We start from the raw sequence: 25,408 nt of genomic DNA, 5'->3' as shown, positions 1-25,408 counted from the left end.
GAATGACTTTGACGGTGATGGCGTGGCTCGCGGGCGCGTGCTTTGTGACGTCGGCAACGATGGCGCAGACCGCACCGCCGCCCGGCAGCGCCGCACCGACCGGTGACAACGCCGTGCTGCTCACCGTGTTCTTCAAGCACGACCAGTCGCGTCCTCTCAGCGAGCTCAACGCGCAGCTCGACAAGCAGGGCTTTCGCAAGGCGTTTCCGCCCGCGGGCGTGGAGGTCGTGAGCTGGTACGTGGTGATGGGCATCGGCCAGGTCGTCACGCTGCGGCTGCCGGCTTCGCGGCTGCGCGAGGTCAACCGCATCATCGAGGACACCGCGTGGGGCCCGTACCGCACCGAGTTCTATCCGACCTATGACTACAAGGCGGTCGGCATGGCCGAACACGACAAAGCCACAAGCAATTGAGGCGCCGTTATTCAATTGGGCGAAGCGCGAAACGCTTCGTCCAATTGCAGGACACCGCGCACAGGCGCCTGCAAGGCGGTCCGGCGCAAATCCTCGCGGGATTGGCGCGTATGACAGCGCCAGTCGCGGACGAGCGTGAAGACTTTACGAAGGCGATCCGTACAATTTTACGAATGATGGGGGCTTTAAGGTTATCAGGACAATTCAACAATCGCGTTGAAGCTCTCCATATTTGAAGCCTCTCCCATCGCTAACACACCGTCACGGAACGGGAGTGGTTTGCGATGGACGATGGAATTGGTGAGCTCGCCGGACGGAGGCCCAGGACCTTCGGACGGCGGAAGATGATGCCGCGCGCATGCGTGGCTGACGGCAAGCGGCATCTGCGCGCCTTCATGAGCGAAGTGCTCGAGGATCTCGGCTTCGTCACCAGCGAATGCAGCGGTGCGAGCGAGCTGCAGACCGTGCTCGCGACTGAACTGCCCGACCTGATCCTGCTCGGCATCGCCGCCGACGGCATCGAGCCCGGCCATTTCCTGGAGATTCTGGTGCGCGAGGGCTTCGACGGCAAGGTGCTCGCCGTCGGTGCGCGCGACTCGATCATCGTCAAGGCGGTGCAGCAGGTCGGCGAGGAATACGGGCTCGCGATGCTGCCGCCGCTGACGACGCCTTTTGCGGCGGAGACGCTGCGCGAGCGCGTCGCGATGCTGCTGCCGGACGAGCCGGCCCCGAGCCCGGCCGTGCATGTCGGCGAGGCCCTGCATGCGGGCTGGCTCGAGCTCTGGTACCAGTCGAAAATCGACGCGCGCTCGCTGGTCCGCCGCGGCGCCGAGGCGCTGGTGCGGATGCGCCACCCGACCTGGGGCGTGGTGCCGCCGGCCTATTTCATCCCTGATACAAACGATCCGCATTTCCGCGACCTGTCGGAGTTCGTGATCGAGCGCGCCTTGCAGGACTGGCATTATCTGCTGGAGCGGCAGAGCGCGGTCGATCTGTCGATCAACCTGCCCGCGCCCTATCTGAAGGAGCCGCAGGCCGTGCGCGATCTCTGCCGCCGGATGCCTGTCCATCCGGCCTTCGGTGGGCTGACGATCGAGATCGCCAGCAATGAGGCGATCCACGAGCTCGATTTCCTGGCCGAGATCGCGCGCGAAATGAGCTTCCACAATATTGGGCTGTCGATCGACAATCTCGGTGCCAATTGGCCCGAGCTGATGGGGCTCGACAGGATCCCCTTCATCAAGCTGAAGGCCGACCGGCAATTCGTCACCGGCTGTGGCAGTGATCGCCTGAAGCGCACGGTGTGCCGTCACATCGTCGAGCTCGCGCAAGGCTACGGCGCCCGCGCCGTCGCGGAAGGCGTCGAGAGCCGCGCCGATCTGTTGGCCGCGAGCGAGCTCGGCTTCGACCTCGTCCAGGGCTATCTGTTCGGCAAGCCGATGCCGTTGAAGAAGTTTGCCAGAAGCGCGCTGACGCGAACGGTGATGGGACAGCCATGAGGATCCAACCCCTCACGCAAATCGAGCGCGAAAACAACCCCATGCACAGTAGAAATGAGACGCAAGATCAATGACTTGCGCGATCGACGGATCGCGCGAAGAACACGCAGGCGACGACCACAGCGGTCGCGGCGATCATGCTCCAGGCGACCGGCTCGTGCAGAAGGAAGCCGGCGAGCGCAAGGCCGAAGAACGGCTGCAGTTGCTGCAACTGACCGATGCGCGCGATGCCGCCGATCGCAAGGCCGCGATACCAGAAGATGAAGCCGACGAACATGCTGAAGATTGAGACATAAGCGAGTCCTATCCAGGCCGGCAGACTGACGCCGCTCCAGGCCGACGGCCAGGTCCAGATCATCACAGGCAGCATCAGCGGCAGCGCCAGCAGCAGCGCCCAGGAGATCACCTGCCAGCCGCCGAGCCGGCGCGACAGTGCAGCCCCCTCGGCATAGCCGAGCCCGCACAGCACGATCGCGGCCACCATCAGCAGATCGCCGGTGACCGACGCTGTGCCGTCATTCGACAGCGCGAAGGCCACAACGGTGGCGCTGCCGAGAACGGCAAACAGCCAGAACAGCGCTTGCGGCCGCTCGCCGCCGCGCAGCACGGCGAAGATCGCGGTCGATAGCGGCAACAGGCCGATGAAGACGATCGAGTGCGCCGAGCTGATGTGCTGGAGCGCCAGTGCCGTCAGCAGCGGGAAGCCGATCACGACGCCGAGCGAGACGATGGTGAGCGAGATGAGATCCTTCCGCTCCGGCCACGCCTGACGCAGCAGGCTGAGCACGGCCGCGCCGATCAGCGCCGCGATGATCGCGCGTGCCGAGGTCAGGAATAGCGCCGAGAAGCCGCCGACCGCGACGCGCGTCGCCGGCAACGAGCCGCTGAAGATGATGACGCCGAGAAGCCCGTTGCCCCAGCCGCTGCTCGCAGATTGCATGGCCATCCCACTTTTCTTGAGGCGCGATCCTCGGCGCTCTGCTGTAGCAAGACCAGTCACAATCCAGTACAATCCGGACAAACTGTATGGGTTCGGAAGGCAATACACCTTGGCCATCGAAGCGCAGACGAGGGGTCGCGGCGCGACGCGGACCATCGACGTGATGAGCGCGGTCCGCGCCAAGCTCGCCGCGCGCACGCTCAGCGCCGGCGACCGGCTGCCATCGATCCGCAGCCTTGCCACCACGATGGGAGTTTCGCCCTCCACGGTGGTCGACGCCTATGATCGCCTCGCCGCTGAAGGGCTGATCCGCGCCCGCCGCGGCTCGGGCTTCTACGTCTCGCCAACCGCAGCGCCGCCGCTTGCGTTGACCGAGGTCGAGCCACGCCGCGATCGGGCGGTCGATCCGTTCTGGGTCTCCAGGCAATCGCTCGATGCCGACGATGCCGTGTCCAAACCCGGCTGCGGCTGGCTGCCGCCGGCGTGGATGCCTGAAGCGGCACTGCGGCGCGCCACCCGCGCGCTTGCCCGCGCTGATGCCAGCGTGCTGACGAATTACGGTTCGACCTCGGGCTCCCTCGCGCTGCGCCGGCTGCTGCTCGCGCGCCTTGCGGAAGACGAGATCGAGGCCACGATCAATCAGCTGATGCTGACGGGTTCGGGGACGCAGGCAACCGACCTGATTTGCCGCTTCCTGCTTCGTCCCGGCGACACCGTGCTGGTCGACGATCCCTGCTACTTCAATTTCCGTGCGCTGCTGCGCGCGCATCAGGTGAAAATCGTCAGCGTGCCCTACACACCGTCGGGCCCCGACATCGCGCGCTTCGAGCAGGTGCTCGCCGGCGAGCGGCCCCGGCTCTACATCACCAATTCAGCGCTGCACAATCCGACCGGCGCGACGCTCTCGCTACAGACCGCGCACCGGCTGCTGACCTTGGCTGCGGCGCACGACCTCACCATCATCGAGGACGACATTTTTGGCGACTTCGAGCCGGAGCGATCGCCGCGCCTTGCCGCGCTCGACGGATTGAACCGCGTGATCCGCATCGGCAGCTTCTCCAAGACGCTTTCCGCCTCGGTGCGCTGCGGCTACATCGCCGGCCGCGCCGACTGGGTCGAGCATCTCGTCGACCTCCAGGTCGCAACCAGCTTTGGCGGCCCGAGCCCGGTCGCGACCGAGATCGTCGCAAAGGTTTTGGCCGGCGGCAGCTATCGCAAGCATATGGACGAACTCCGGCAAAAGCTCACGCGGACGCGCCGCGATGTCGCGCGAAAGCTCGGGGCGCTCGGCATCGAGCCCTGGCTGATGCCGCGTGGCGGCTTCTTCCTGTGGTGCCGCCTCGCCGATGGACAGGATGCCACCGCTGTCGCCCGCGCCGCGCTCGACGAGGATGTGGTGCTCGCACCCGGCAACGTGTTCAGCGTGGCGCAGACCGCACAAAGCTTCCTGCGCTTCAACGTGGCACACATGAATGACCCTGGGATGTGGGACGTGCTGCGGCGGGCATTGAAGACTCAGCGCTAGAGCATGATGGGGTTAGGTTGAATTGAGTTCGGCCGATGGCAGCGCTCTCTCCGTTCCCTCCCCCCTTGTGGGGGAGGGAACGCACCTCAGTCGGAGGCCTAGTCGAATCTCATCCCATTACGCTCTAGTACAACGGCTCCTCGTACACGGGCTCGCCGTCGAGCAGCAGCCGCTTGATCGCGGCGCGGCCGGAGGGGAGCACGGCGGCGACGACGCGGAGTTTCCGCTCGTTGCGAAGCTGCTCGAGTTTTCTCCCCTCGCCTTCCGGCACGAAATAGCTTTCCAGACCGTATCTGATCGTCAGCCTGTCGCAGAAAATGCGGTCGTTTGCACCACAGGAATAGGTCACGCGGCCGCGGATCAGGACCTCTAGCCCGGTGACCGCGACGGGTGCGGCATGCACCGAGACGGCCTCGTAGACGCCGTCAGCCTTGGGCGCGAGCTTAACGAACACGACCGGATTGCGCTCGGCGGAGGGCTGACCGGCGAGCGCACCCGCCGGCAGCTGCGTGATGTCGTAGCCGAGCACGACATAGTCGCCGCGCAGGAGATCGCGCGGATCGACCGGCCGTGTCTGCAAGGTCACCTCGCGGCCTTCGCGCAGGATCTGCACGCGATCGGCAACCATCAGGACCAGCAATGCGCATTGCACCAGGATGGCGGCGCCAAACAGCACGGCCTTCGGGATGCGCTGCCAGAATGTTGTGAGAGTCTCGATCATCGCTCAGCCCTCGGCAGCATGCGATTAAGCGCGGATGCAAACACGACGGCAATGATTCCTGCGGCCGCAAGGAAGGCCGAACGCCGCAGCAGCGAGCCTTTCACCGCCCAGGTGATGCCGCCGATGACGCCGGCGATGCCGAGCCAGCCGGCGACGATGCGCGGGCGCACGTCATCGAGCACGCCCGAGACGACGAGGCAAAGCATGGCGCAGAGCAGCGCGGCATAGGCGAACCAGGATTCGTCGGCCGCGGAGGCCGGCCAGATCGGCGCCGCGACCAGCACGAGGCCGATCGCGCAGGCCGCCAGGATTTCGCCTGGACGTTTGGTGATGCCGGCAGACGCAAGCGCGAGGAGGACACCGGCAATCCCGCACAGGATCGCCCACAGCGGCTGCGCCGGCACGGCGGTGCGCAGACGAATGAGATCGTCGACCGTGATCACCTCCAGGAACGCGACCATGGCCAGCGACAGCGCGCCATAGATCGACAGCACGCCGCCAAGCAGGCGCGCGCGCGGCGATGGACTAGCCGCGATCGCAAGCCCGGCGCCGAACAGCAGCGCCGCGCCGTTGGCGAGCACGAAGGACGGCTGGGCCCCCGCGATGTCGAAGCGAACCGACGTCGCGACCCACCATGGCAGCACCGCGACGGCAACGAGGTGGGCGGCGACGCGGGAATTCCAGACGAACGCAAGCAGAGCGGCGATCAGCCAGACCGCCACGAACGGAAGATGAAGGTTGTCAGGCGCATCATAGACGCGCGTGCAGGACCAGATGCAGGCGGCGGCAAGGCCGACCGCGAGCGCGCCGCGCGAGCTGGTCAGAGCCGCGGCAGCGAATGCGCCGATCGCCCACAGCAGCATGCCGCCGGCAAAATCGTCGCCGAGATGATACATCTGCCCGACCAGCGCTATCCCTGAGCCAAAGATGAGGGCGCCGATGCCGGCGCAGAGATCGGCCAGCACAAGGCGGCGCGTTGTCGCGAACCACGCCCCGAGACCGCCGGCGACGACCATGCCGGCCAGCAGGATCGCAAACCGCGCCAGGCGCGCGATCTCCATCCAGTGCGCGGCGACAAAGGCCAGGAAAGCCGCCGCAATCAACAGGCCGCCGACGATGCCGACGACCACTGATATGTTGATGCCAGGCGAGAGCGGCGGCAGCGCATTGCGGATCGCGCCGGCCGCCGCCGGCGCGATCACGCCATCGGCTTCCCATTGCGCAAGGTCAGCCTCGAGGCGCTGGCGGTAGGTCTTGTCGAACATGGTCGTGGATCAAGGCTCGCTGTCGGATGCGAGGTATTGGTCGGACCGCGGCGGCGACAGGTTCAACTTATCACCGCTACGCGAGCTGATGGAGGAGTGGGCACAATATCGCGAGCGGCCCAGTGGAAACATTGTGCCCATCAGGAAGCAAAAATACCCAACATCGTAACGGGCAATTTGCTCTCGAAAGCGGTTAAGAGCGTCGGACGCTCAACTTTGCCGACTTGTCTGAACGCTTCGAAAACTTGTTCAGAATCTTTTTCGTATCCGGCAGTTTCGGCATTTCTGGACCGCCGGGGACCGAGCCTGGAAGCCTAATTTTCTTGAGCCGTTCCCCCTTGATGTCCTTACGCTTCGCAACGATGCGGTATGAGAACTTCAGCTTGCTTTTCCCTCCTTGCTGTTCGCGTACCTCAAATAGCTTGTCTGTCTTTCTCTTGACGTAGAGGCCCCGCGAGTCGCCGTTAGGCGTCAGAAAAACATGGTAGTTCCTGGATTTTATGAGAGCAGCGAATTCGGGGTCCAAAGTTATCTCCGCTGCGCCGTCAACGAGAGAGCCTTCGCCGAAATCTTCGAACCAGCTTTCTGGCGACTCCACTGCGTATAAGAGGCGATGAAAACCATCAGCGTGGGGCACGGCAGCACTTTTGGCTCCCGAAACAATCTGGTCTCCAACAACGACCACTTGTCCAATGAAGTATCCCGCTGCCGAAAAAAACCCGCTCGCGGGCCCTTGGGCTACTATTCCAAAGCCAGCCGCAGAGGTGGCGCGAACGCCAATGAATCCAGAACCAGAAACGCCGGTCCCTACTTTACCCGACGTGGCCCCCACAACTCCGGTATCACCGACAGCAAGTAAGCCAACACCTCCGGGAATATCGGCTATGGCCAAGGTTCCTACCTGGCTCCCTCTGGATCGAACGCCAAGCTGCCCGCCAGATCCATCCAGAGCAATCAATCCACTCGTACCCTGAACGCCAATTTTTTCTCCCTGTCCTTGAACGCCGATCGAGCCCTCGCCGAACACACCCGTATCGCCGCCGTGACCGGACACCCCAAAGAGGCCGGCAATTCCGCGGATGGCTCCAACACGTGGGGAAACAGCTTCGTGCTTGACCTGCAGAATGTAATCGTTGGCGTTGCCGAGTTCGACTTGATCGACAACTAACTCGGTACCGCTCTGCGCTTTATTGGTTTGTCCAGCAGTTAAATCGTCGCCGTCCACGTCGGAGCTCATGATCCAATTCCTTCCAGTTTACCCCCGCGAGAGGTGGGGCTGAATGAATTTACAAACCGACTTGCAGCGCGAGACATAACAATGCGCCATTGCGGCTTCTTGGCGGCGGCTTCCACCCAAGGTAGATCGATCTGACGCTGGCGACGTGCAATGATCGCGATGTCGAGGGGCTGGAGGCGAGGGTGATCAATCCGCTTGGGGGCGGCGGAGATGGGAATTGATCTTGGTCTCGTATCCGCTCAGGCGAATTGAGAATAGCGGGACAGCTGAAAGAAGGGTTCTGCCTGGTAGGACGGATCGGTGGCGAGGCGAGCAAGCCTTTGCCCGATGGCGGGCGCGAACTTCGCACCATGGCCTGAACAGGCGGAGCAGACGATCAGGCGGGACTCCGGCCAGCGATCGATGATGAATTCCTCGCCCGCATCGGGCCTGATGTCGGCGGGCGCGGTGTTGGTGTAGAGGCAGACGTCGCGATCGATGATCGGCCCGGCCGCGCCCGGGACGAGGGCGGCCAACGCTTCGCTCACGGTGCGGAGTTCGGCATCGGTGGCGGGCGGACCCCAGTCGTCGGGGCCGACCACGGGGCCGTGGTTGTGAGGTGCAGCTTTGACGCCGCGCTGTTCGAAGTCCGGAAAGCCGTAGACCGTGTTATCAGGACCTCGGTCCAGAATGAAGATCGGGAAACGACCTGAAACCACGGTGTTGGGGCTGACAGGCTTGAACCAGCCGACCGCCTGCCGGGTGACGTTCAGCAGCGCGCCGAGTTGCGGGAGTGCGCGACCAAGCCATGGGCCCAGCGCCAGAATCGCGCGCTCGGCGAAGAACTCTTCGCTCGCCGTGCGGATCGACACGCCGTCCCGGCGCGGCGTAAAGCTCGCGCGTTCGGCAATCACGCGCGCGCCGGCGCGTTCGCGCATCAGTCTCATGACGATTTCGGTGTGCAGGATCGCGCCACCGTCCTGCACGACGACGTCCCAGTCGTCGGGCAGGTTGAAAGCCGGAAATTCCTTGTTCGCTTCGGCCGCGGTCATCTTCGGATCCGGGCGCCCTTTCGCGATCGCGGCCGCGCGCGAGGACGCCACCATGGCGGAGCCGGGGCGGCCGGCCTCCAAAACGGGGGTTTCCGTCAGAACCGTTTGACGGCTTTCGGTCTGCAGCCGGATCCAGCCGGCATGAGCCTCGTCGCTCAGGCTGGTGTAGTTGGGGTTTTCGAAATTGAAGCGACGGAAAATGCGACATGAGCCATGTGACGAGCCGCGATCCGAACCTGCTGCGACAGGGTCGAAGCCGAGCGCATCGACGCCCGCATCCAGCAATGCGCCCAGCGCTGCTCCGCCCATGAGCCCCAGACCCAGCACGGCGACTTCGCATTTTCGCATGAAGGCCTCGCGAGCGATGCTACGACGCGCCGATCATCGGGAGGATTTCGCGGGTTTGCAAGGTCTGCGGGAGGGCCGCCTCCGGCGGCCCTCCAAATGCGAACGATGAATCTAAGCCGCTTCCTGGTTCATTAGCTCATTGAAGCCTTTGATCTTACTCCCGAGAGTGCGTCGGATCTGGCTGCACATCCAGTAGCGCTGCATTACAACCGTCGTCAGCGCCTCTCGCGACACCGCTCGCTCAAAATCATCCACATTCCAGTGCTGGCGGTGACGGAGAGACAGAGCTCCCGCGACGCACTCGATCAATACTTGTTCGAACGCCTCCTTCACCACATCTTCGATCACTTTCAGCAGTTCCGGCATGTCTTGGTGGTGCTTCGAAAAATGCGTGATCAGATCGCGCAATCCCTGGAAGTTCTTATTTGCCACGATCAGGTTGTCTGACGGAAGAAATTCCGCCGCCCGATCTCGGAGCGACTCGGTTTCTTCCGACCACTTACACTGTGGGAACGGATCAGGGGAAACTGCATCGACGGTCACGCCGCTGTCGTCTTCTACTAATTCGCTCAGGAGTGACGTCGCCAGCCCACCTGGTCGCGCTCCCTTGCCTGCCTTTTCGGAAGACAAGCCTTGCCCTCCGCTTTTCGTATGACCCGTGCCGAGTGGCATTTCGCTGTCGGGATTTGCCAAAAGTGCGCCGGTCGGAGAACGACGATATCGACTTATGCGAAACAATTCTCTCAAGGACTTCAATCGCTCGCGGATGGTATCCGAATGGGAATCCTTTGAATTCTCATTGATCAGTTTGTCTAGGAACTCTCGCAATACTGGCGGCATATTCTGCCGGAATTCGTCTTGCCAGACGTCCCACTTTAACGGAGAGCCATCCGGGCGCACCAAACCCGTCCTAGACGTGTTCTGTTCTGCGTTGGAAGGTTCAACATAGATGACAACGCGATCACGGCCGAAAATGACGCCGAAGTAGGCCAGTCGATTTGAGCGGGCGTCGCTAATGTCGAAGATCTCGTCTTCGTGCAGCAGAGCAGAGTGGCCTTTAACCAGCTCTCTTCCATGCCCATCCGCGCCTTGCGGCATGATCCACCAATAGATCTTAGCTCCCGTGACTGCAAGTTCGCCGGAGCTCTCTGCCCAGCTGTCCAGAACTGCCTTTTGGCCTATCACCTGAAGGAGATAGTTATGCTTGGTGTTCGCAATATCGCGGTAATATCCAATCCGACCAAAAAGCTCGACGCCTTCAGGAATCCTAAAAAATCGGGTGTTAAGGTAGCGAATGATCCAAGATTCGCGGATGCCGCCGATGCCCTCAGGGGGTAGCATCGTGTCTTGATCAGGCAGCATACCCAGTAGGGTCACCCGCGTGCCGTGTTCACTTACGATTTTCGGGCGTTTTGCGTTGGAAATCTTGGGAGCGTATTCAGTTTTGCCACTGGAATGCACAACCCCTTGAAGACCATAAACGTCTTCATCCTCATTAAAGCGGATTGCCGCGGTGTGTCCGACGCTGTCGCGCCAGGACTCATACAGAATCCCTTCGTGATTACGTGTCAGCGCACTGATCTTTGCACCAACGCCATAGTTTTTGTGATGGTTTGTTGCACCAGTTGCCGAGAGATTATTGAGGAGACTGACCATCTGGTCAGAAGTCATCCCATCTCCACTGTCGGTGAAGGTTATTTTGTAATGGCCGGTTGACGCATAGATCGCATCGTTGAAATCGACCTCAACCCTGCCCCCACCGACCCGTTGGCAGGCCTCGAATCCGTTTTTGACGAACTCTCGAATGAACTGGGTAGGTGTGCAGTCCCGTCCAAGATTCTGGATCAGGGCCGTCAGGCCGCTTGAATTTACACCGGTAGGTTGGAAGCTATTTGACATGGAGACCTCATTACATTGAAGAATGAGGATCCCGGCCCAAAAGTCAGGCGAGCTAAGGCGCTAGATTTGCGCCAAAGAAAATGACCATTGACCTTTCAGGGGACAGAATCCGCGGAAAGTTGCCCCCGAAGCAATTGGTTTGTGTGAGGCAAGGGCCTGGGACTCACCAATTGCACCGTAAGCATTCACAGCCTAGGCACGAAGTTTGACTGACGCAAGCCCATCCAACGCGGCTGACTAGCGAAGTCTGCTATCAGCACAAATCTTGAAAATTAGATCCGCCTGCGAAATGGGGTAATGCCTCCCTTCGGAGGTGTCTCGGTCTTCGTTGCAGACTCTTCGGTCGGCGACGAAAGCTTCGCCAACTCACCGAGCGTTAGATCGGCGATCTTGATGTTGCTGATCATCTTCTTTTGGAGCGCGTCGGAGACGGTGAAACCTTAGTCGTCCAGGAAGACGCACCAGTGAGGCGGAATTGGTCGAGCCCTATCTTATGTCACGCGCGCGGGGATGAAGGTGGAGACACCGGCCGTGAGGCCGTAGGTATCAATGGCTCAAGGCAAAATGGCGGAGAGGGAGGGATTCGAACCCCCGATAGGCTTGCACCTATGCCGCATTTCGAGTGCGGTGCATTCAACCACTCTGCCACCTCTCCTGAAGGCGCCATATAGAGGCAGGGCCCCTGTGGTTGGGGGCGTTCATAAGCGAGGATGGCGGGCCAGACAAGGCGCGAAAGGGGAAAATCCGCTGCCTGTTTCAGCCCCGCACCAGCCACATTCTCGTTTGACGGGGTTTCCATGGCCCGTTTTCCTGGCGCGAACCGGTCGCCACTTCGCTTGAAAACCCTTCTCAGCAAGGAACTGCCATGGAGCACCTGACAATCTCGGCCAATGGCGCCAAATTCCACGTCGTCCGCGCCGGACACGGACAACCGCTGCTTTTGCTGCATGGTTGGCCGGAGATCTGGCTGACCTGGGAGCCGGTGATCTCGCGGCTTTCGGACCGATTCGCGCTTGTTACGCCCGATTTGCGCGGCTTTGGCGACAGCGACAAGCCTGAGGGACCTTACGGGCCTGATGGCCATGCGGCCGATATGCTGGCCCTGATGGACGCGCTCGGCATCAGCCGATTCGGCGTGGTCGGCCATGACGTCGGCGGCGCCGTGATGCAGCAGCTCGGCCGGCTGGCGCCCGAGCGGCTCGCCGGGCTGTTCTTGTTCGATTTCGTCTATCCCGGCATCGGGCCGCGGATGGCGGCGCCTGAGCGGCTCAATCACATCTGGTATCAGTCGTTTCACCAGATGGAGATGGCGCCGCGGCTGGTCGGCGCGAGCCGCGAGAGCTGCCGGCTCTATATCAGCCACTTCCTGAAGGGCTGGGCGCATCGCAAGGACGCCTTCGACGATGTGCTCGATCTCATCAGTGACACCTATTTCAGGGACGGCAACCTCGCCGGCGGCTTTGCGCATTATCGGGGCTCGCATGAAGGGCGCGTCGCGATGATGAAGGGCGAAGTGTCGCTGCTGCCGCCGATCGACGTGCCGACCTGCGTGCGCTGGGCCGAGCACGATCCGCTGTTTCCCTATGAATGGACTGACAGGCTGGGGGAGACGTTTCGCGATCTCGATCTGGCGATGTTTCCAGGCGTCGGGCACTTCCCGCATCGGGAGGATCCGGATCGCGCGGCGGAGGAGATCGCGGGGTTTTTTCGGCGGGTTGGATGGGGGTGAATGGCGGGAGCCGCACTCTCTCCGTTCCCTCCCCCCTTGCGGGGGTCCGAGGCGAGCGAAGCTCGCTCTCGAGGTCAGGGAGGGGGGTACCACACGGGGATTCTTTCCGTCGCGCGCGTGCCGCCGCGCTATCAACCACCGACACCTTTTCCTGGGCCACCCCTCTCCCTAACCCTCCCCCGCAAGGGGGGAGGGAACGCACCTTCGTCGGGGTACGTGTCGAGTCTCGTTACAGGGTGTTTTGAAAAAAGGGTGGGACCGCCAGACGCGGTAAACACTGGCGGTCCCGTGCCGCTCATCGAAATGCGGGCCAGGAAGGGCGGCTTCGCAGGCCTGCGTGAGACGACGTCTCGACCGTAGCGTGCAGGCAGCGTCCCGCAACGCAATCCGGCCCTTAACCTAACCAGTCAAGGTTACTCCTTGTCGCCTTTACCATTGTCCTTGTTGTTTTCTTTGGCCTTCTTCTTTCCATCCGCAGAATCCCGGTCCTTGCCGTTGGCCCCTTCCTTGCGCCTGTTCGTGAAGCGCGCGTTGCCGAGGCCGGTGCCGATGGTGAGCACGCCCCAGCGCTCGACGTCCTGCATGAACGGCACCTCGGAGAGGCCCTGAACCACGCCGTCATTGTGCATCAGGATCGCGGTGTCGTGCTCGCCGATGACGGGGATGCCCTCGATCAAGCTCGCCGGCAGGTTGAACTTGCTGCTCTCCCAATTGCCCGGCAGGTTCTGCGCACCCTTCTCGATCGACCCGTCCGCGTTGATCACGCCGGGACAGGCGATGCCGATGAAGGGCGCGAGCTTGAAGCCTTCGGCTTCGGCTTCGCTGATCAGCCCCTTCAGCATCTTGGTCAGACGTTTCACCGCGCCTTCGCGTGTCGGCTCGTCGTCGGCATGACGCCACAGCTCGGACTTCGCCACCTTGGCTTTCGACAGGTCTTTCGCCTTCTTCCAGCCCGTCTCCACCAGGCCGCAGCGGATGTTGGTGCCGCCGATATCAACGGCGAGAATGCTGTCATAGGCCTCGAAGATCCATGACGGCGCCAGATGCAGCGCGCCGATCAGGCCCGCCTCGTCGGGGTGATGCCGGATCGGCACCATGTCGATCTTGAAGTCCTCGGCTTTCAGGATGATCTCGGTGCGCGCGATCGCGAGTTCGCCGAGCCTGGAATCGCGAAAGCCGCCGCCGACCACGATGCGCTCGGTCCTGGCCCAGGCCTTGGTCTTCAGAAACCGACGCGTGACGTAGGCGAGTTCCTGGGCGAATTCCTCGATGGCGCTGTGCACCACGGCGGAAGCTTCGACGTCGTCGCTGATCAGGATCGAATCCAGCGTTTTCTTGCTGATGCTTTCCGACGGCTCCTTGCCGAACGGATCCTCCCCCGTTTTGCGCAGCGGCTTGCGCCAGCGGTCGAGGATCTCGCGGAACGCGCCCTTGCTGGCACGGTCGCCGAGAAAGCCGTCGTCGTCCTTCATCTCGATGTTGAAGCTGTCGACATCCACCGACGGCAGCCGCTCGGCGCCGTGATGGGCGATGCCCGTCGTCTTGACCAGTTCGTCCGTTGCCATGAGAGCCCTTGCCCGAGTGCCAATTCGGGAGGACTAACTGCGCGGGAACCCGTTGGTTGCAGCGCAGGGCCGAGATTCCGCGAGCGCCGGACACGGCCCAAATCCTTCAAATCCGGGCTGTTTTTGCCGGTTTTCCTTGACTCCTGAGCCTCGGCGGCTATAAGTCCGCACAACCGGCGCGGGGCGTTTCTCGCGCCGCTTGTTTTTGCGTGGGGTTTCAAAGGGATAACTCCCGCCCGCGCAAAACTCGCATAAACCCATAGCGACTGATCAAAAAGCCGGCCCGGACGATTTTTCGTCGCGAGGCCGGGATTGAACACGGAGAAAAAACGATGTTCGCAGTCATCAAAACCGGCGGCAAGCAATACCGCGTCGTGCCGGATGATGTTCTCGAAGTTGGCAAGATCGAAGGCGAAGTCGGCTCGATCGTGCAGTTGAATGAAGTTCTGGTCGTCGGCGGTGACACGCCGGTGCTGGGCGTTCCGACGGTGGCCGGTGCCTCCGTTGCGGTGGAGATCCTCGACCACAAGCGTGGTCCGAAGGTCATCGCGTTCAAGAAGCGCCGCCGCAAGAATTCGCGCCGCAAGCGTGGCTATCGCGACGAGATCACGGTGCTGCGCGTCAGCGAGATCCTGACCGACAACGCCAAGCCGACCAAGGGCCCGCGCCCGAAGAAGGCGAAGGTCGAGAAGGAAGAAGCAGCCGCCGCATGATTTGATCACGCCAATTCAAAGAATTGATGCGTGAGAAATCGTGAAATGATTCCGTCAAGGAATTGATCTAGAGATACGCAGGATTTCGGAGACGAGCCATGGCTCACAAAAAAGCAGGCGGTTCATCGCGCAACGGTCGCGATTCAAAGGGCAAGCGCCTTGGCGTCAAGGTGTTCGGCGGGGAACGCGTGATTCCCGGCAACATCATTGCGCGTCAGCGCGGCACCACCTGGCATCCCGGCCTTAATGTCGGCATGGGCACGGACCACACTCTGTTCGCCAAGATCGAGGGTCACGTTGAATTCCAGGCCAAAGCCAACGGACGCACCTTCGTAGCGGTACTCCCGCTTGCAGAGGCAGCTGAATAACGGTGGATCTTATTTGGAGTCCGCCGGGTCCTTGACCGAACCGGCGGAGTTCCAGAGATCGAAAGATCAAAGGCTCCAGGGGAGGCAGGGAAACCGGCCTCCCCTTTCGTTTGTCGTGTTCACTTTTTCCCTTAGTGACTTTGACGGAGCCGGACATGTTGCAGGATTTTTCGAGCGTGACCTTGCGGGAGGCGAGACCCAGCGTCGTCGCCACCGAGCGGCTGACCTTGCGGCGGCCGACGCTTGCCGACGTCAAGACCATCGCTCACCTCGCCAATGACCGCCGTGTCGCGGAAAACACCCGCCGCCTCCCCCATCCCTATTCGCAGGACGACGCCGTCGAATTCATCCGCGCCACATCAGCGCTCGGAGCTGAGAGCGTGTTCCTGATCGAGCACGACAGCGGGCCGGTCGGCATGGTCGGCATCGATCGCTCCACGCCTGGCAATGCCGAGCTCGGCTATTGGCTCGGCGTCGCGCATTGGGGCCGGGGCTTTGCCACCGAGGCCGCGCGCGGCGCCATCGACTTCTTCTTCGAGGAGTTCGAGGACGACCATCTCTATGCGGGCGCGCGTGTCACCAATCCGGCCTCGCGCAACGTGCTGGAGAAGTGCGGCTTCCAGTGGAGCGGCGTCCAGCTGCACCGTTTCCTGGCACTGGGCTCGTCGACGCCGGTCGACTGCTTCCGCCTCTCGCGCGGGGTGTGGTCGTCGCTGAAGAGCTGGAGCAGCGCGCGGCGGATGAAGTGACTTACCCTCCCCTGGAGGGGGAGGGTCGATCGCGCGCAGCGCGAGCGGGGTGGGGTGACAGTCCCTCCACATCGAACGCTGCCCGATTGGAGAGATCACCCCACCCCGGCGCGTTGCGCCGACCCTCCCCCTCCAGGGGAGGGTAAGCCTCACGCCGGCGGATTGACTTCCACGCTGGCGCGGCCGAGATCGCGCTCGCGAAGAAAGATGTAGAACCCGGCGCCGATGATGATCGCGGCGCCGACGAGGGTGGCCATGGACGGCACGTCGCCGAACACGACGAAGCCGAAGATCACGGCCCAGACGATCATCGAATATTGGTAGGGCACCACCACACTCGCCGGCGCGAGCTTGAGCGAGCGGTTGACGCAGAACAGCGCCGTCACCGAGATGCATCCGGCCAGCGCGAAGAACACCAGGCTGCGAGGCGTCGGCGGCACCCAGTGGAACGCCGACAGCACCGCGCCCAGCGAGAACGTGCCGATGAATTGCGAGGACGCCATCACGATGTCGGGCGTCTTGCGCAGGCTGCGCGTGATCAGCATCAAGGTTGCGAAGGAGAGACTGCCGCCGAGCGCAATCAGCGCAGGCAGGCTCACCGTCTGCGCCGACGGCCGCAGCGCAATCAGCACGCCGCAGAAGCCGATCAGGATCGCGGTCCAGCGCCGCCAGCCGACCTTCTCGCCCAGGAAGATCGCCGACATCGCGGTGACGAAAATCGGACCGGCGAGATAATAGGTGACGACGTCGGCGAGCGGCAGATAGACCGCCGCGAGGAAGAAGGCAGCGACTTCCAGCGTCGACAGCACGACGCGAAACAGCTGCAATCGCGGCCGCTCCAGATGCAGGAACTGGTGACGCTGCCGCCAGATCATCGGCGACAGCAGCAGCAGCGCGGCGCAGGCGCGCAGGAACAGCAGCTGCCCCACCGAATAGGTCCCGACCAGGAACTTGCCCATAGCGTCGCCGAACGAGAACATGGAAATCGACAGCACCATGAGGGCGATGCCGGCGAGGCGCGCCGAGCGATCGTCATAGGCGGAAGGATTCTTGAAGATGGGCATCGGGCGCCGTTTTAATGAAGCAGGCGAGCGCGACAAGCCCGTACAAGCCGAATTGAACGGATTGTCGCACTCTCCGCATCGCGGTAGCGATAGGCCGCCCGCGAACAGAGAGCCAGGAAAGAGCCAAGGGAAAGAGCTAAGGCATGACCGATTTCGACCCGGCCCAGCATCGCATGATGTCAGCGCAACGCTGGTTTGAGGATTTCGTCGTCGGCGAGCGCTTCGTGCTGCCGAGCCGCACCCAGACCACGGCGGTGTTCGCGGCATTCCAGACCGCGAGCGGCGACACCCATCCGGTGCATTATGACGTGGAATATTGCCGCAGCCGCGGCATGCCGCATCTGCTCGCGCATGGCTTCCAGACGCTGATCCACACCGCGCCCGGCGCCGGCCTGTTTCCGTTCATGGTCGAGGACTCGCTGGTCGGCTTCCTCGAGCAGTCGAGCCGGTTCCTCAAGCCTGTCTACGCCGACGACACGATCTATCCGGCGCTCGAGGTCACCGAGCTGGTGCCGGGACGCACGACAGGCGCGGTGACGCTTCGGAGCACCGTATTCAACCAGCGCAAGGAGCTGGTGCTGGAAGGCATGCAGAAATTCCTGATCCGGCGGCGGCCGGCTGGTTAAGCAAGCGCCGAAAATCGCCGAAATTCGGCCGATTTGCGGGGTCATCCGGGTTGCCGCGGGTGTCAGGCTGGCCTACCTATGGCCCATGAAATTCCTCGACGAAGCAAAGGTCTATATCCGCTCCGGTGACGGCGGGAACGGCTGCGTGGCGTTCCGCCGCGAGAAGTTCATTGAGTTCGGCGGTCCCTCCGGCGGCAATGGCGGCCGCGGCGGCAACGTGATCATCGAGGTCGCCGACGGCCTCAACACGCTGATCGACTACCGCTACCAGCAGCACTTCAAGGCCCAGAAGGGCGAGAACGGCTCGGGCTCAGACCGCCACGGTGCCAACGGCAAGAACATCGTGCTGAAGGTCCCCGTGGGCACGCAGATCTTCGACGAAGACCGCGAGACGCTGATCCACGACTTCACCAATGTCGGCGAAAAGTTCGTTCTCGCCGAGGGCGGCAATGGCGGCTTCGGCAACGCGCATTTCAAGACCTCGACCAACCGCGCCCCGCGCAACGCCAATCCCGGCCAGCCCGGCGAGGAGCGCTGGATCTGGCTGCGGCTGAAGCTGATCGCGGATGCCGGTCTCGTCGGCATGCCCAATGCCGGCAAGTCGACCTTCCTGTCCAAGGTCAGCGCGGCGCGGCCGAAGATCGCGGACTATCCTTTCACGACGCTGCATCCGCAGCTCGGCGTCGTAAATGCGGATGGGCGCGAATTCGTGCTCGCCGACATTCCCGGCCTGATCGAAGGCGCGCATGAAGGCACCGGCCTCGGCGACCGCTTCCTCGGCCATGTCGAGCGCTGCCGCGTGCTGCTGCATCTGGTCGACGCCACCTGCGAGCACGCCGGCAAGGCCTACAAGACGGTGCGCAAGGAGCTCGACGCCTATGGCGGGCTGCTCACCGACAAGATCGAGATCGTGGCGCTGAACAAGATCGACGCGGTCGAGCCGGACGAGCTGAAGAAGCAGAAGGACCGGCTGAAGCGCGCCGCCAAGAAAACGCCGCTGCTGCTCTCCGGCGTCACCGGCGAAGGCGTCAAGGAAGCCTTGCGCGCACTGGTGGATGTGATCGGCGAGAGCCCGGTCTCGGCCAAGGCCAAGAGCGCCGCCGAAGCGGAGCCGTGGTCGGCTTAGGCTCTCTCCATTGTCGTCCCTGCGAACGCAGGGACCCATACCGCGTGATCTGTCGGTTGCGGATGGTTGTAATACTGAACTAGGATTCTTCGTCAATCCACTCCCTGTGGTTATGGGTCCCTGCGTTCGCAGGGACGACAGTGGAGTGCATGGCTGGGAACACGCGCTTCACTAGCTTGTCTTCGCTACCGCGATAGCGCAGCATCGAACGATCAAGAAACGACAGGGGCGAGGCATGGCGCGCGCGAAGAACGTTCTCTGGATCATGTGCGACCAGCTTCGCTATGACTATCTCGGCTGCACCGGCCACCCCACGCTGAAGACCCCGAACATCGACGCCATGGCCAAGCGCGGCGTGCTGTTCTCGAAGGCTTACGTGCAATCGCCGATCTGCGGCCCCTCGCGGATGTCGTTCTACACCGGCCGCTACATGCGCTCGCACGGCTCGCACTGGAACGGCTGGCCCTTACGCGTCGGCGAGCCGACGCTCGGCGATCACCTCAAGAAGATCGGCGTGCGCAACGTGCTGGTCGGCAAGACCCACATGGCGCCTGACCTCGAAGGCATGAAGGCGCTCGGCATCCCGCCTGAGTCTGTTATCGGCGTGCACGTCGCCGAATGCGGGTTCGAGCCGTATGAGCGTGACGACGGCCTGCATCCGACCGGCCGCGCGCGCCCGAAATACGACGACTATCTCCGCCAGCACGGATTTGACGCGACGAACCCCTGGGAGCATTGGGCCAATTCAGGCGCAGCCGAAGATGGTTCGTTGCAGAACGGCTGGCTGCTGGTGCATGCCGACAAGGCCGCGCGCGTGCCGGACGAGCATTCCGAGACGCCCTACATGACGCGCCGCGCGATGGATTTCATCAGCGAGGCCGAGACCGACGGCAGGCCGTGGTGCCTGCATCTGTCCTACATCAAGCCGCACTGGCCTTACATCGCTCCCGAGCCCTATGCGAGCATGTACTCGACATCAGACATGATCCCGGTGATCCGCTCCGAACGCGAGCGGCAAAACCCGCATCCGGTGTTCGGCGCCTATATGGACATGCGCTACTCCCGCAACATGGCGCGCGACGAGGCGCGGGAGAAGGTGATCCCGACCTATATGGGTCTGATCACCCAGATCGACGACCAGATGGGCGTGCTGATGAAGTTTCTGGAGGAGCGCGATCTGCTGGAGACGACGATGATCGTGTTCACCTCCGATCACGGCGACTATCTCGGCGATCACTGGATGGGTGAGAAGGACCTGTTCCACGAGCAGTCCGCGAAAATTCCACTTGTTATCATCGATCCCTCACAGGAAGCGGACGTCACGCGCGGCACGCGCAGCGATGCGCTGGTCGAGGCCATCGACCTCGCGCCGACCTTCGTCGATTATTTCGGCGGCAAGGTGCCCGGCCACATCCTCGAAGGACGCTCGCTGCTGCCGCTGCTGCGCGGCCCGACGCCATCAGATTGGCGCAAAGTGGCATTCTCCGAATACGATTACGCCATGCAGGACGTCCGGCTGAAGCTGAACCAGCCGATCGAACGCTGCCGCCTGTTCATGGTGTACGACGGCCGCTGGAAATACATCCACGCCTCCGGCTTTCGCCCGATGCTGTACGACCTCGAAACCGACCCGGACGAATATGTCGATCGCGGCGACGATCCGGAATGTGCCGGCATCATCGCGCGGTTGCAGGCCGAGCTGTTCGACTGGGCGCTGCATCCGAACGACCACATCACCACGCCGCGCGAGAAAATCGCGAACTATGCCGACAACCAGCTCCAGGTGAAGGGCGGCATCTTGATCGGCATCTGGGATGAAGCGGAGCTTGCATCGATCAAGGACGGCATCGCGCAGCGCGCGAAGCTGTGAGTGTGGAGCGAGGCCCGCTCGGTTCGTCATGCCCGGGCTTGACCCGGGCATCCACGTCTTGCGTCGATTGCTGATGCATGGATGGCCGGGACAAGCCCGGCCATGACGACGGAGCGTGGAGTGCGAGTGGAGACTCAATTCTCGATCTTATACCCCGTCGCCTGCACGATCGGCTGCCAGAACGCCGTGTTCGCGGCGAGCTCCTTGGTCAGCTCCTCCGCGCTGCTGCCGACGGGAATCAGCCCGATCGCCGTGAGCTTCTCCTTCACCTCGGGCTTGGCGAGCGCAGCACTCGCGGCCGCACCTAACTTGCTCGCGAACTCCGGCGGGCTGCCGGCAGGAAGCCACATGCCGTACCAGGCATCGGCGACGAGATCGATGCCGCTCTCCTTCAGCGTCGGCACCTCGGGCGCGAACGGCGACCGGTCCGCACTCGAGACCCCAATGATCTTCAGGCCCTTGGCGCGATGCTGCGGCAACGCGTCGGCAAGCGTCGTGATCCCGAACGAGATGTGGCCGCCGATGATGTCGTTGAGAACAGGCGCGCTGCCGCGATAGGGCACGCGCGTCAGGGGAATGCCGATATCCTTCTCGAGCTTGGAGCCCATGAAATGCGGAATGGTGCCGTTGCTGGGCACGCCGAACGACGTCTTGTCGGGATGCGCCTTCAGCCAGGCGACGAATCCCTTGAAGTCGGAGGCATCGATCTCCGGGCCGATCACGACGGCGAATTCAAACCGTGCGAGCAGCGACACCGGCATGAAGTCCTTCGCCGTGTCGAAGCTCGGAATCGTCTCCACCATCGGCAGCAGGTACATGGTCGGCCCCGTCGTCACCAGCACCATGCTGCCGTCGGGGCTCGCACCCTTCACCGCTTTGATGCCGATCAGGCCGTCGCCGCCGGTGCGGTTCTCGACCACGATGGTCCGTTGCAGCACCGGGGCAATCTCTTGCCCAATCAGCCGGCAAAGCGTGTCGCCGCCTGCTCCCGCCGCGAACGGGAAGATGATCTTGGTCAGCCCGGCTTGCGCTTGCGCTGCACCCGCGTGCGCCAGCAGCGGTAGACCGAGACATCCGGCCATGAATTTACGGCGATCCATTCGTTTTCTCGTCCAGCCCGTTGTTGGTTGGCGGCATTAGAGCCAGGCTGGCCGGCAAGACAAGGCCGACCTTCGCCGATTGCCGGCCAGCCGCCTTGCGCCAGCCATCGTCCTGCTGCAAAAGCAGGCCTCAACCGGCGCCGCCTGTCGCTCCGCCGCCTTTCAGAACAATTCGTCACACGCGCCAACACATACGCACCATGGCCAGCCCCGAACTCAGTCAATTCCGCCGCATCGTCGTCAAGGTCGGCTCCGCGCTGCTGGTCGATTCCGACAGGGGCGAGGTGCGCGCCTCCTGGCTCGCTGCGCTCGCGGACGACATGGCGAAGCTGCACGAGCAGGGACGCGACGTCCTGGTCGTCTCGTCGGGCTCGATCGCGCTCGGCCGCAGCCGGCTCAAGCTGCCGCGCGGCCCGCTGAAGCTCGAGGAAAGCCAAGCGGCCGCGGCCGTCGGCCAGATCGAACTGGCAAGGATCTGGTCGGAGGTCCTCGGGGCGCACGGCATCGGCGCCGGACAGATTTTGGTGACGCCGGGGGATACCGAGGAACGCCGCCGCTATCTCAATGCGCGCTCCACCATCGGCAAGCTGCTGGAGTGGCGGGCGATCCCCGTCATCAACGAGAACGACACCGTCGCCACCAACGAGATCCGCTACGGCGACAATGACCGTCTCGCCGCGCGCGTCGCCACCATGGCGAGCGCCGATCTGCTGGTACTGCTCTCCGACATCGACGGGCTCTACGACGCTCCGCCGAAAAATAATCCGAACGCCAAGCTGATTCCGGTGGTGGAAAGCATTTCCTCCGAGATCGAGGCCGTCGCCGGAGACGCCGAGTCCGAGCTGTCGCGCGGCGGCATGCGCACCAAGGTCGAGGCCGCCAAGATCGCCACGACCGGCGGCACGCACATGCTGATTGCATCAGGCAAGATCGAGCATCCGCTGCAGGCGATCGCCAATGGCGGCCGCTGCACCTGGTTCCTGACCCCGGCCAATCCCATCACCTCGCGCAAGCGCTGGATCGCGGGCACCCTGGAGCCGAAGGGCACGCTGACCATCGACGCCGGCGCGGTGACCGCGCTGCGCGCCGGCGCCAGCCTGCTGCCGGCCGGCGTGATCAAGGTCGAAGGCCAGTTCGCCCGCGGCGACGCCGTGATCGTTCGCGGCCCCGACACCAGCGAGGTCGGCCGCGGCCTGATCGCCTATGACGCCGAGGTCGCAGAGAAGATCAAAGGCCGCTCCTCCCCTGACGTGATGACCATTTTGGGCATTAGCGGGCGCTCGGAGATGATCCACCGCGACGATCTGGTGGTGGGCGGGTAAGGCTTTTCCGTCATGGCCGGGCATAGCCGTCCGTAGGACAGCTATGCCCGGCCATGACGCTGGGGCTGGGCCAATGACCGATCTCGAACCCGCCTTCCGAAGCCCTGCCATACCCGCGCCGCCCTTCGCAAAAGCGGGATTTCCGTGCTACGAGACCGTCTTAGCAGAAGGTTGAACTTCCATGGCCGCCCCCCTCAAAGCCGTTGACGGCAATGCCGATCTTCAGGCGCTGATGTCCGATCTCGCCACACGTGCTCGCGCGGCTGCGCGCGTGCTGGCGCTGGCGCCGCCGGAGCAGAAGAACCGGGCGCTGGAAGCCATGGAGCGGGCGATCCGCGCCAACGCCGCTGCTATTCTCGCGGCCAATGCCGAGGACGTTGCCGAGGCCCGTGCCTCCAGCACCATGATCGCCTCCTTCATCGACCGCCTGACGCTGACGCCGGCGCGGGTCGAGAGCATGGCCGAGGGGATTGCCGTCGTACGCGGCATCGCAGATCCGATCGGTGTCGTCACCGAGAGCTGGCAGCGACCCAACGGCATGACCATCGAGCGCGTGCGCGTGCCGCTCGGCGTCGTCGGCGTGATTTTCGAGAGCCGGCCCAACGTTGCGGCGGATGCCGGCGTGCTCTGTTTGAAATCGGGCAATGCGGTGATCCTGCGCGGCGGCTCCGACAGTTTCCGCTCGTGCCGCGCCATCCATGAATGTCTGGTGCAGGGCCTGCGCGAGGCAGGTCTGCCTGAAGCCGCCATCACGCTGGTGCCGACGCGCGACCGCGCGGCGGTCGGCATGATGCTGTCGGGATTGAACGGCTCGATCGACGTGATCGTGCCGCGCGGAGGCAAGAGCCTCGTCGCGCGCGTCGAGCAGGAAGCGCGCGTGCCGGTGTTCGCTCATCTCGAAGGCATCAACCACGTCTATGTCGACGGCAGCGCCGATCTCGCCATGGCGAAGTCGATCGTGCTCAACGCAAAAATGCGCCGCACCGGCGTATGTGGCGCCGCCGAGACGCTGCTGGTCGATCGCGCCGCTGCGGCTAAGAACCTGAAGCCGCTGGTCGAGATGCTGCTCGAGGCCGGCTGCGAAGTGCGCGGTGATGAAACGGTGCAGGGGACGGATGCGCGCGTAAAACCTGCCAGCGAAGACGATTGGGACACCGAATATCTCGACGCGATCATCGCGGCGAAGGTGGTGGACGGCTTGGACGGCGCGATCGCGCACATCCAGACCCACGGCTCACAGCACACCGATGCGATCGTGAGCGAGGATCAGGCCGCGGCGAAACGTTTCCTCAGCGAAGTCGATTCCGCGATCGTGCTGCACAACGCCTCGACGCAGTTCGCCGATGGCGGCGAGTTCGGCTTCGGCGCCGAGATCGGCATCGCTACCGGTCGCTTCCACGCCCGTGGTCCGGTTGGTGCCGAGCAATTGACGAGCTTCAAGTATCGCGTTCACGGCACCGGACAGACGCGGCCGTAACGTCGCGAGGCGGGGGCATTGAGTAACAAATTCGTCGTGCCGCGTTCCGTGGCGCAAGCGGTCCCGCCCCACACCCAGGGCATGCGCATCGGCCTGCTCGGCGGCTCGTTCAATCCTCCGCATCAGGCCCACCGTGCGATCAGCCAATTCGCGCTCAAGCGATTGCAACTCGATCGCGTCTGGTGGCTGGTCACTCCAGGCAATCCGCTCAAGGAGAACGGCAATCTGCATGAGCTCGGCGAGCGCATGCAGGCCGCGCGCGACGTCGCCAACGATTCCAGGATCGAGGTGAGCTGTCTCGAATCCGTCATTCGCACCCGCTATACTATCGACACGATCAACACCTTGCGCCGCCGTCTCTCGGGCTTGCGCTTTGTCTGGATTATGGGCGCCGACAATCTCGCTCAATTCCATCGTTGGCAGCACTGGCGGCGCATCGCCGACCTGGTGCCGATGGCGGTCATCGATCGCCCGCCGCAAAGTTTCCGTGCCCTTGCCTCGCCCGCCGCCCAGGCGCTGGCGCGCTATCGCTTGCCGGAGAATGAGGCAGCCTTGCTTGCGGATCAGCCGGCACCGGCCTGGGTGTTCCTGACCGGAATGAAGCTCAACCTCTCCTCGACGGGCCTGCGGAACCCGGACGGGAGCTGGAAAGGTACGAAGTGAGACGGAGTGTGGGGATTTACGGGCTCTCTGGCATATTGAAACCCTTAACCCCACATGATGTAGTGTAACCAGCGAGGGCCGGATTCGGTCTTCGCGATACAGTGAAAGGAATGGTCCCTGGCCACGTCTGTATTGTCCAAGTCAGCTTCGACAAAGTC

At 63.2% G+C, this 25,408-nt stretch carries 22 protein-coding genes and 1 tRNA gene; 13 read left to right on the top strand and 10 right to left on the bottom strand.

The window, feature by feature from the left end; genetic code table 11:
• The first annotated feature begins 2 nt into the window (after positions 1-2).
• Complete coding sequence (locus M2427_RS33515; protein ID WP_280711100.1) at positions 3-413, top strand: hypothetical protein; 411 nt, start codon at positions 3-5, stop codon at positions 411-413.
• A 284-nt stretch (positions 414-697) separates the two neighbouring features.
• A complete protein-coding gene (locus M2427_RS33510) occupies positions 698-1,912 on the top strand; it encodes an EAL domain-containing response regulator (protein WP_280711090.1) in 1,215 nt (404 codons plus the stop codon).
• A gap of 67 nt (positions 1,913-1,979) precedes the next feature.
• Here M2427_RS33510 and M2427_RS33505 read toward each other — a convergent pair whose 3' ends face one another.
• Entirely contained in the window at positions 1,980-2,852 is an 873-nt protein-coding gene (locus M2427_RS33505) for a DMT family transporter (RefSeq protein ID WP_280711099.1), read from the bottom strand.
• A gap of 109 nt (positions 2,853-2,961) precedes the next feature.
• Here M2427_RS33505 and M2427_RS33500 point away from each other — a divergent pair, with 109 nt between their 5' ends.
• The gene (locus M2427_RS33500) at positions 2,962-4,377 is read left to right on the top strand and encodes a PLP-dependent aminotransferase family protein (RefSeq protein ID WP_280711089.1); all 1,416 of its coding nucleotides are present in this window, start codon (positions 2,962-2,964) and stop codon (positions 4,375-4,377) included.
• Positions 4,378-4,501: 124 nt separating this feature from the next.
• Here the strand turns inward: M2427_RS33500 and M2427_RS33495 are convergent, their stop codons facing one another.
• The 6 genes from M2427_RS33495 to M2427_RS33470 all read right to left on the bottom strand — a co-directional run bounded on the left by M2427_RS33495 (position 4,502) and on the right by M2427_RS33470 (position 11,533).
• On the bottom strand, positions 4,502-5,098 hold the full coding sequence (locus M2427_RS33495; protein WP_280711088.1) for a GDYXXLXY domain-containing protein: 597 nt from the start codon (positions 5,096-5,098) through the stop codon (positions 4,502-4,504).
• Positions 5,095-6,363, bottom strand: coding sequence for a DUF2157 domain-containing protein (locus M2427_RS33490; protein ID WP_280711087.1), 1,269 nt, complete (start codon positions 6,361-6,363; stop codon positions 5,095-5,097). The genes M2427_RS33495 and M2427_RS33490 overlap by 4 nt, the downstream gene beginning before the upstream one ends.
• 193 nt (positions 6,364-6,556) lie before the next feature.
• Complete coding sequence (locus M2427_RS33485) at positions 6,557-7,600, bottom strand: hypothetical protein (protein ID WP_280711086.1); 1,044 nt, start codon at positions 7,598-7,600, stop codon at positions 6,557-6,559.
• A 239-nt stretch (positions 7,601-7,839) separates the two neighbouring features.
• The gene (locus M2427_RS33480) at positions 7,840-8,979 is read right to left on the bottom strand and encodes an FAD-dependent oxidoreductase (RefSeq protein ID WP_280711085.1); all 1,140 of its coding nucleotides are present in this window, start codon (positions 8,977-8,979) and stop codon (positions 7,840-7,842) included.
• A 111-nt stretch (positions 8,980-9,090) separates the two neighbouring features.
• On the bottom strand, positions 9,091-10,878 hold the full coding sequence (locus M2427_RS33475) for an ATP-binding protein (protein ID WP_280711084.1): 1,788 nt from the start codon (positions 10,876-10,878) through the stop codon (positions 9,091-9,093).
• A gap of 565 nt (positions 10,879-11,443) precedes the next feature.
• A tRNA-Ser gene (locus tag M2427_RS33470) sits at positions 11,444-11,533 on the bottom strand.
• Positions 11,534-11,743: 210 nt separating this feature from the next.
• On the opposite strand from M2427_RS33470, the gene M2427_RS33465 reads away from it, so the two are divergent.
• On the top strand, positions 11,744-12,607 hold the full coding sequence (locus tag M2427_RS33465; protein WP_280711083.1) for an alpha/beta hydrolase: 864 nt from the start codon (positions 11,744-11,746) through the stop codon (positions 12,605-12,607).
• A 413-nt stretch (positions 12,608-13,020) separates the two neighbouring features.
• Here the strand turns inward: M2427_RS33465 and M2427_RS33460 are convergent, their stop codons facing one another.
• Positions 13,021-14,172: an ROK family protein gene (locus tag M2427_RS33460; protein WP_280711081.1), complete on the bottom strand. Its 1,152-nt coding sequence runs from the start codon at positions 14,170-14,172 to the stop codon at positions 13,021-13,023.
• Between the two features lie 332 nt (positions 14,173-14,504).
• Here M2427_RS33460 and rplU point away from each other — a divergent pair, with 332 nt between their 5' ends.
• From rplU to M2427_RS33445, 3 genes are all read left to right on the top strand, one after another.
• Entirely contained in the window at positions 14,505-14,885 is a 381-nt protein-coding gene (gene rplU, locus M2427_RS33455) for a 50S ribosomal protein L21 (protein WP_280711080.1), read from the top strand.
• Positions 14,886-14,983: 98 nt separating this feature from the next.
• Entirely contained in the window at positions 14,984-15,253 is a 270-nt protein-coding gene (gene rpmA / locus M2427_RS33450) for a 50S ribosomal protein L27 (protein WP_148778423.1), read from the top strand.
• Positions 15,254-15,408: 155 nt separating this feature from the next.
• Positions 15,409-16,002, top strand: coding sequence for a GNAT family N-acetyltransferase (locus M2427_RS33445; RefSeq protein ID WP_280711078.1), 594 nt, complete (start codon positions 15,409-15,411; stop codon positions 16,000-16,002).
• 149 nt (positions 16,003-16,151) lie between these two features.
• Here M2427_RS33445 and M2427_RS33440 read toward each other — a convergent pair whose 3' ends face one another.
• Positions 16,152-17,066 (bottom strand): DMT family transporter, encoded by a 915-nt coding sequence (locus tag M2427_RS33440; protein WP_280711077.1) that lies wholly within the window; start codon positions 17,064-17,066, stop codon positions 16,152-16,154.
• Positions 17,067-17,209: 143 nt separating this feature from the next.
• Here M2427_RS33440 and M2427_RS33435 point away from each other — a divergent pair, with 143 nt between their 5' ends.
• The 3 genes from M2427_RS33435 to M2427_RS33425 all read left to right on the top strand — a co-directional run bounded on the left by M2427_RS33435 (position 17,210) and on the right by M2427_RS33425 (position 20,688).
• The gene (locus M2427_RS33435; RefSeq protein WP_280711076.1) at positions 17,210-17,692 is read left to right on the top strand and encodes a MaoC family dehydratase; all 483 of its coding nucleotides are present in this window, start codon (positions 17,210-17,212) and stop codon (positions 17,690-17,692) included.
• Between the two features lie 85 nt (positions 17,693-17,777).
• The gene (obgE, locus tag M2427_RS33430; RefSeq protein WP_280711075.1) at positions 17,778-18,818 is read left to right on the top strand and encodes a GTPase ObgE; all 1,041 of its coding nucleotides are present in this window, start codon (positions 17,778-17,780) and stop codon (positions 18,816-18,818) included.
• 235 nt (positions 18,819-19,053) lie between these two features.
• Positions 19,054-20,688 (top strand): alkaline phosphatase family protein, encoded by a 1,635-nt coding sequence (locus M2427_RS33425; protein ID WP_280711074.1) that lies wholly within the window; start codon positions 19,054-19,056, stop codon positions 20,686-20,688.
• Positions 20,689-20,822: 134 nt separating this feature from the next.
• Here the strand turns inward: M2427_RS33425 and M2427_RS33420 are convergent, their stop codons facing one another.
• Positions 20,823-21,788: a Bug family tripartite tricarboxylate transporter substrate binding protein gene (locus M2427_RS33420; protein ID WP_280711073.1), complete on the bottom strand. Its 966-nt coding sequence runs from the start codon at positions 21,786-21,788 to the stop codon at positions 20,823-20,825.
• 200 nt (positions 21,789-21,988) lie between these two features.
• On the opposite strand from M2427_RS33420, the gene proB reads away from it, so the two are divergent.
• From proB to M2427_RS33405, 3 genes are all read left to right on the top strand, one after another.
• Positions 21,989-23,110, top strand: coding sequence for a glutamate 5-kinase (gene proB, locus M2427_RS33415; RefSeq protein ID WP_280711072.1), 1,122 nt, complete (start codon positions 21,989-21,991; stop codon positions 23,108-23,110).
• Between the two features lie 181 nt (positions 23,111-23,291).
• On the top strand, positions 23,292-24,587 hold the full coding sequence (locus M2427_RS33410; protein ID WP_280711071.1) for a glutamate-5-semialdehyde dehydrogenase: 1,296 nt from the start codon (positions 23,292-23,294) through the stop codon (positions 24,585-24,587).
• 18 nt (positions 24,588-24,605) lie between these two features.
• Positions 24,606-25,250, top strand: coding sequence for a nicotinate-nucleotide adenylyltransferase (locus M2427_RS33405; RefSeq protein ID WP_280711070.1), 645 nt, complete (start codon positions 24,606-24,608; stop codon positions 25,248-25,250).
• Positions 25,251-25,408 lie beyond the last annotated feature (158 nt).

The sequence above is a fragment of the Bradyrhizobium sp. BR13661 genome (assembly GCF_029892425.1).
In the GTDB taxonomy this organism is placed as follows: Bacteria; Pseudomonadota; Alphaproteobacteria; order Rhizobiales; family Xanthobacteraceae; genus Bradyrhizobium.
Note: the sequence above shows the minus strand (reverse complement) of the source record. Positions and strands in the feature narration are given on the sequence as shown.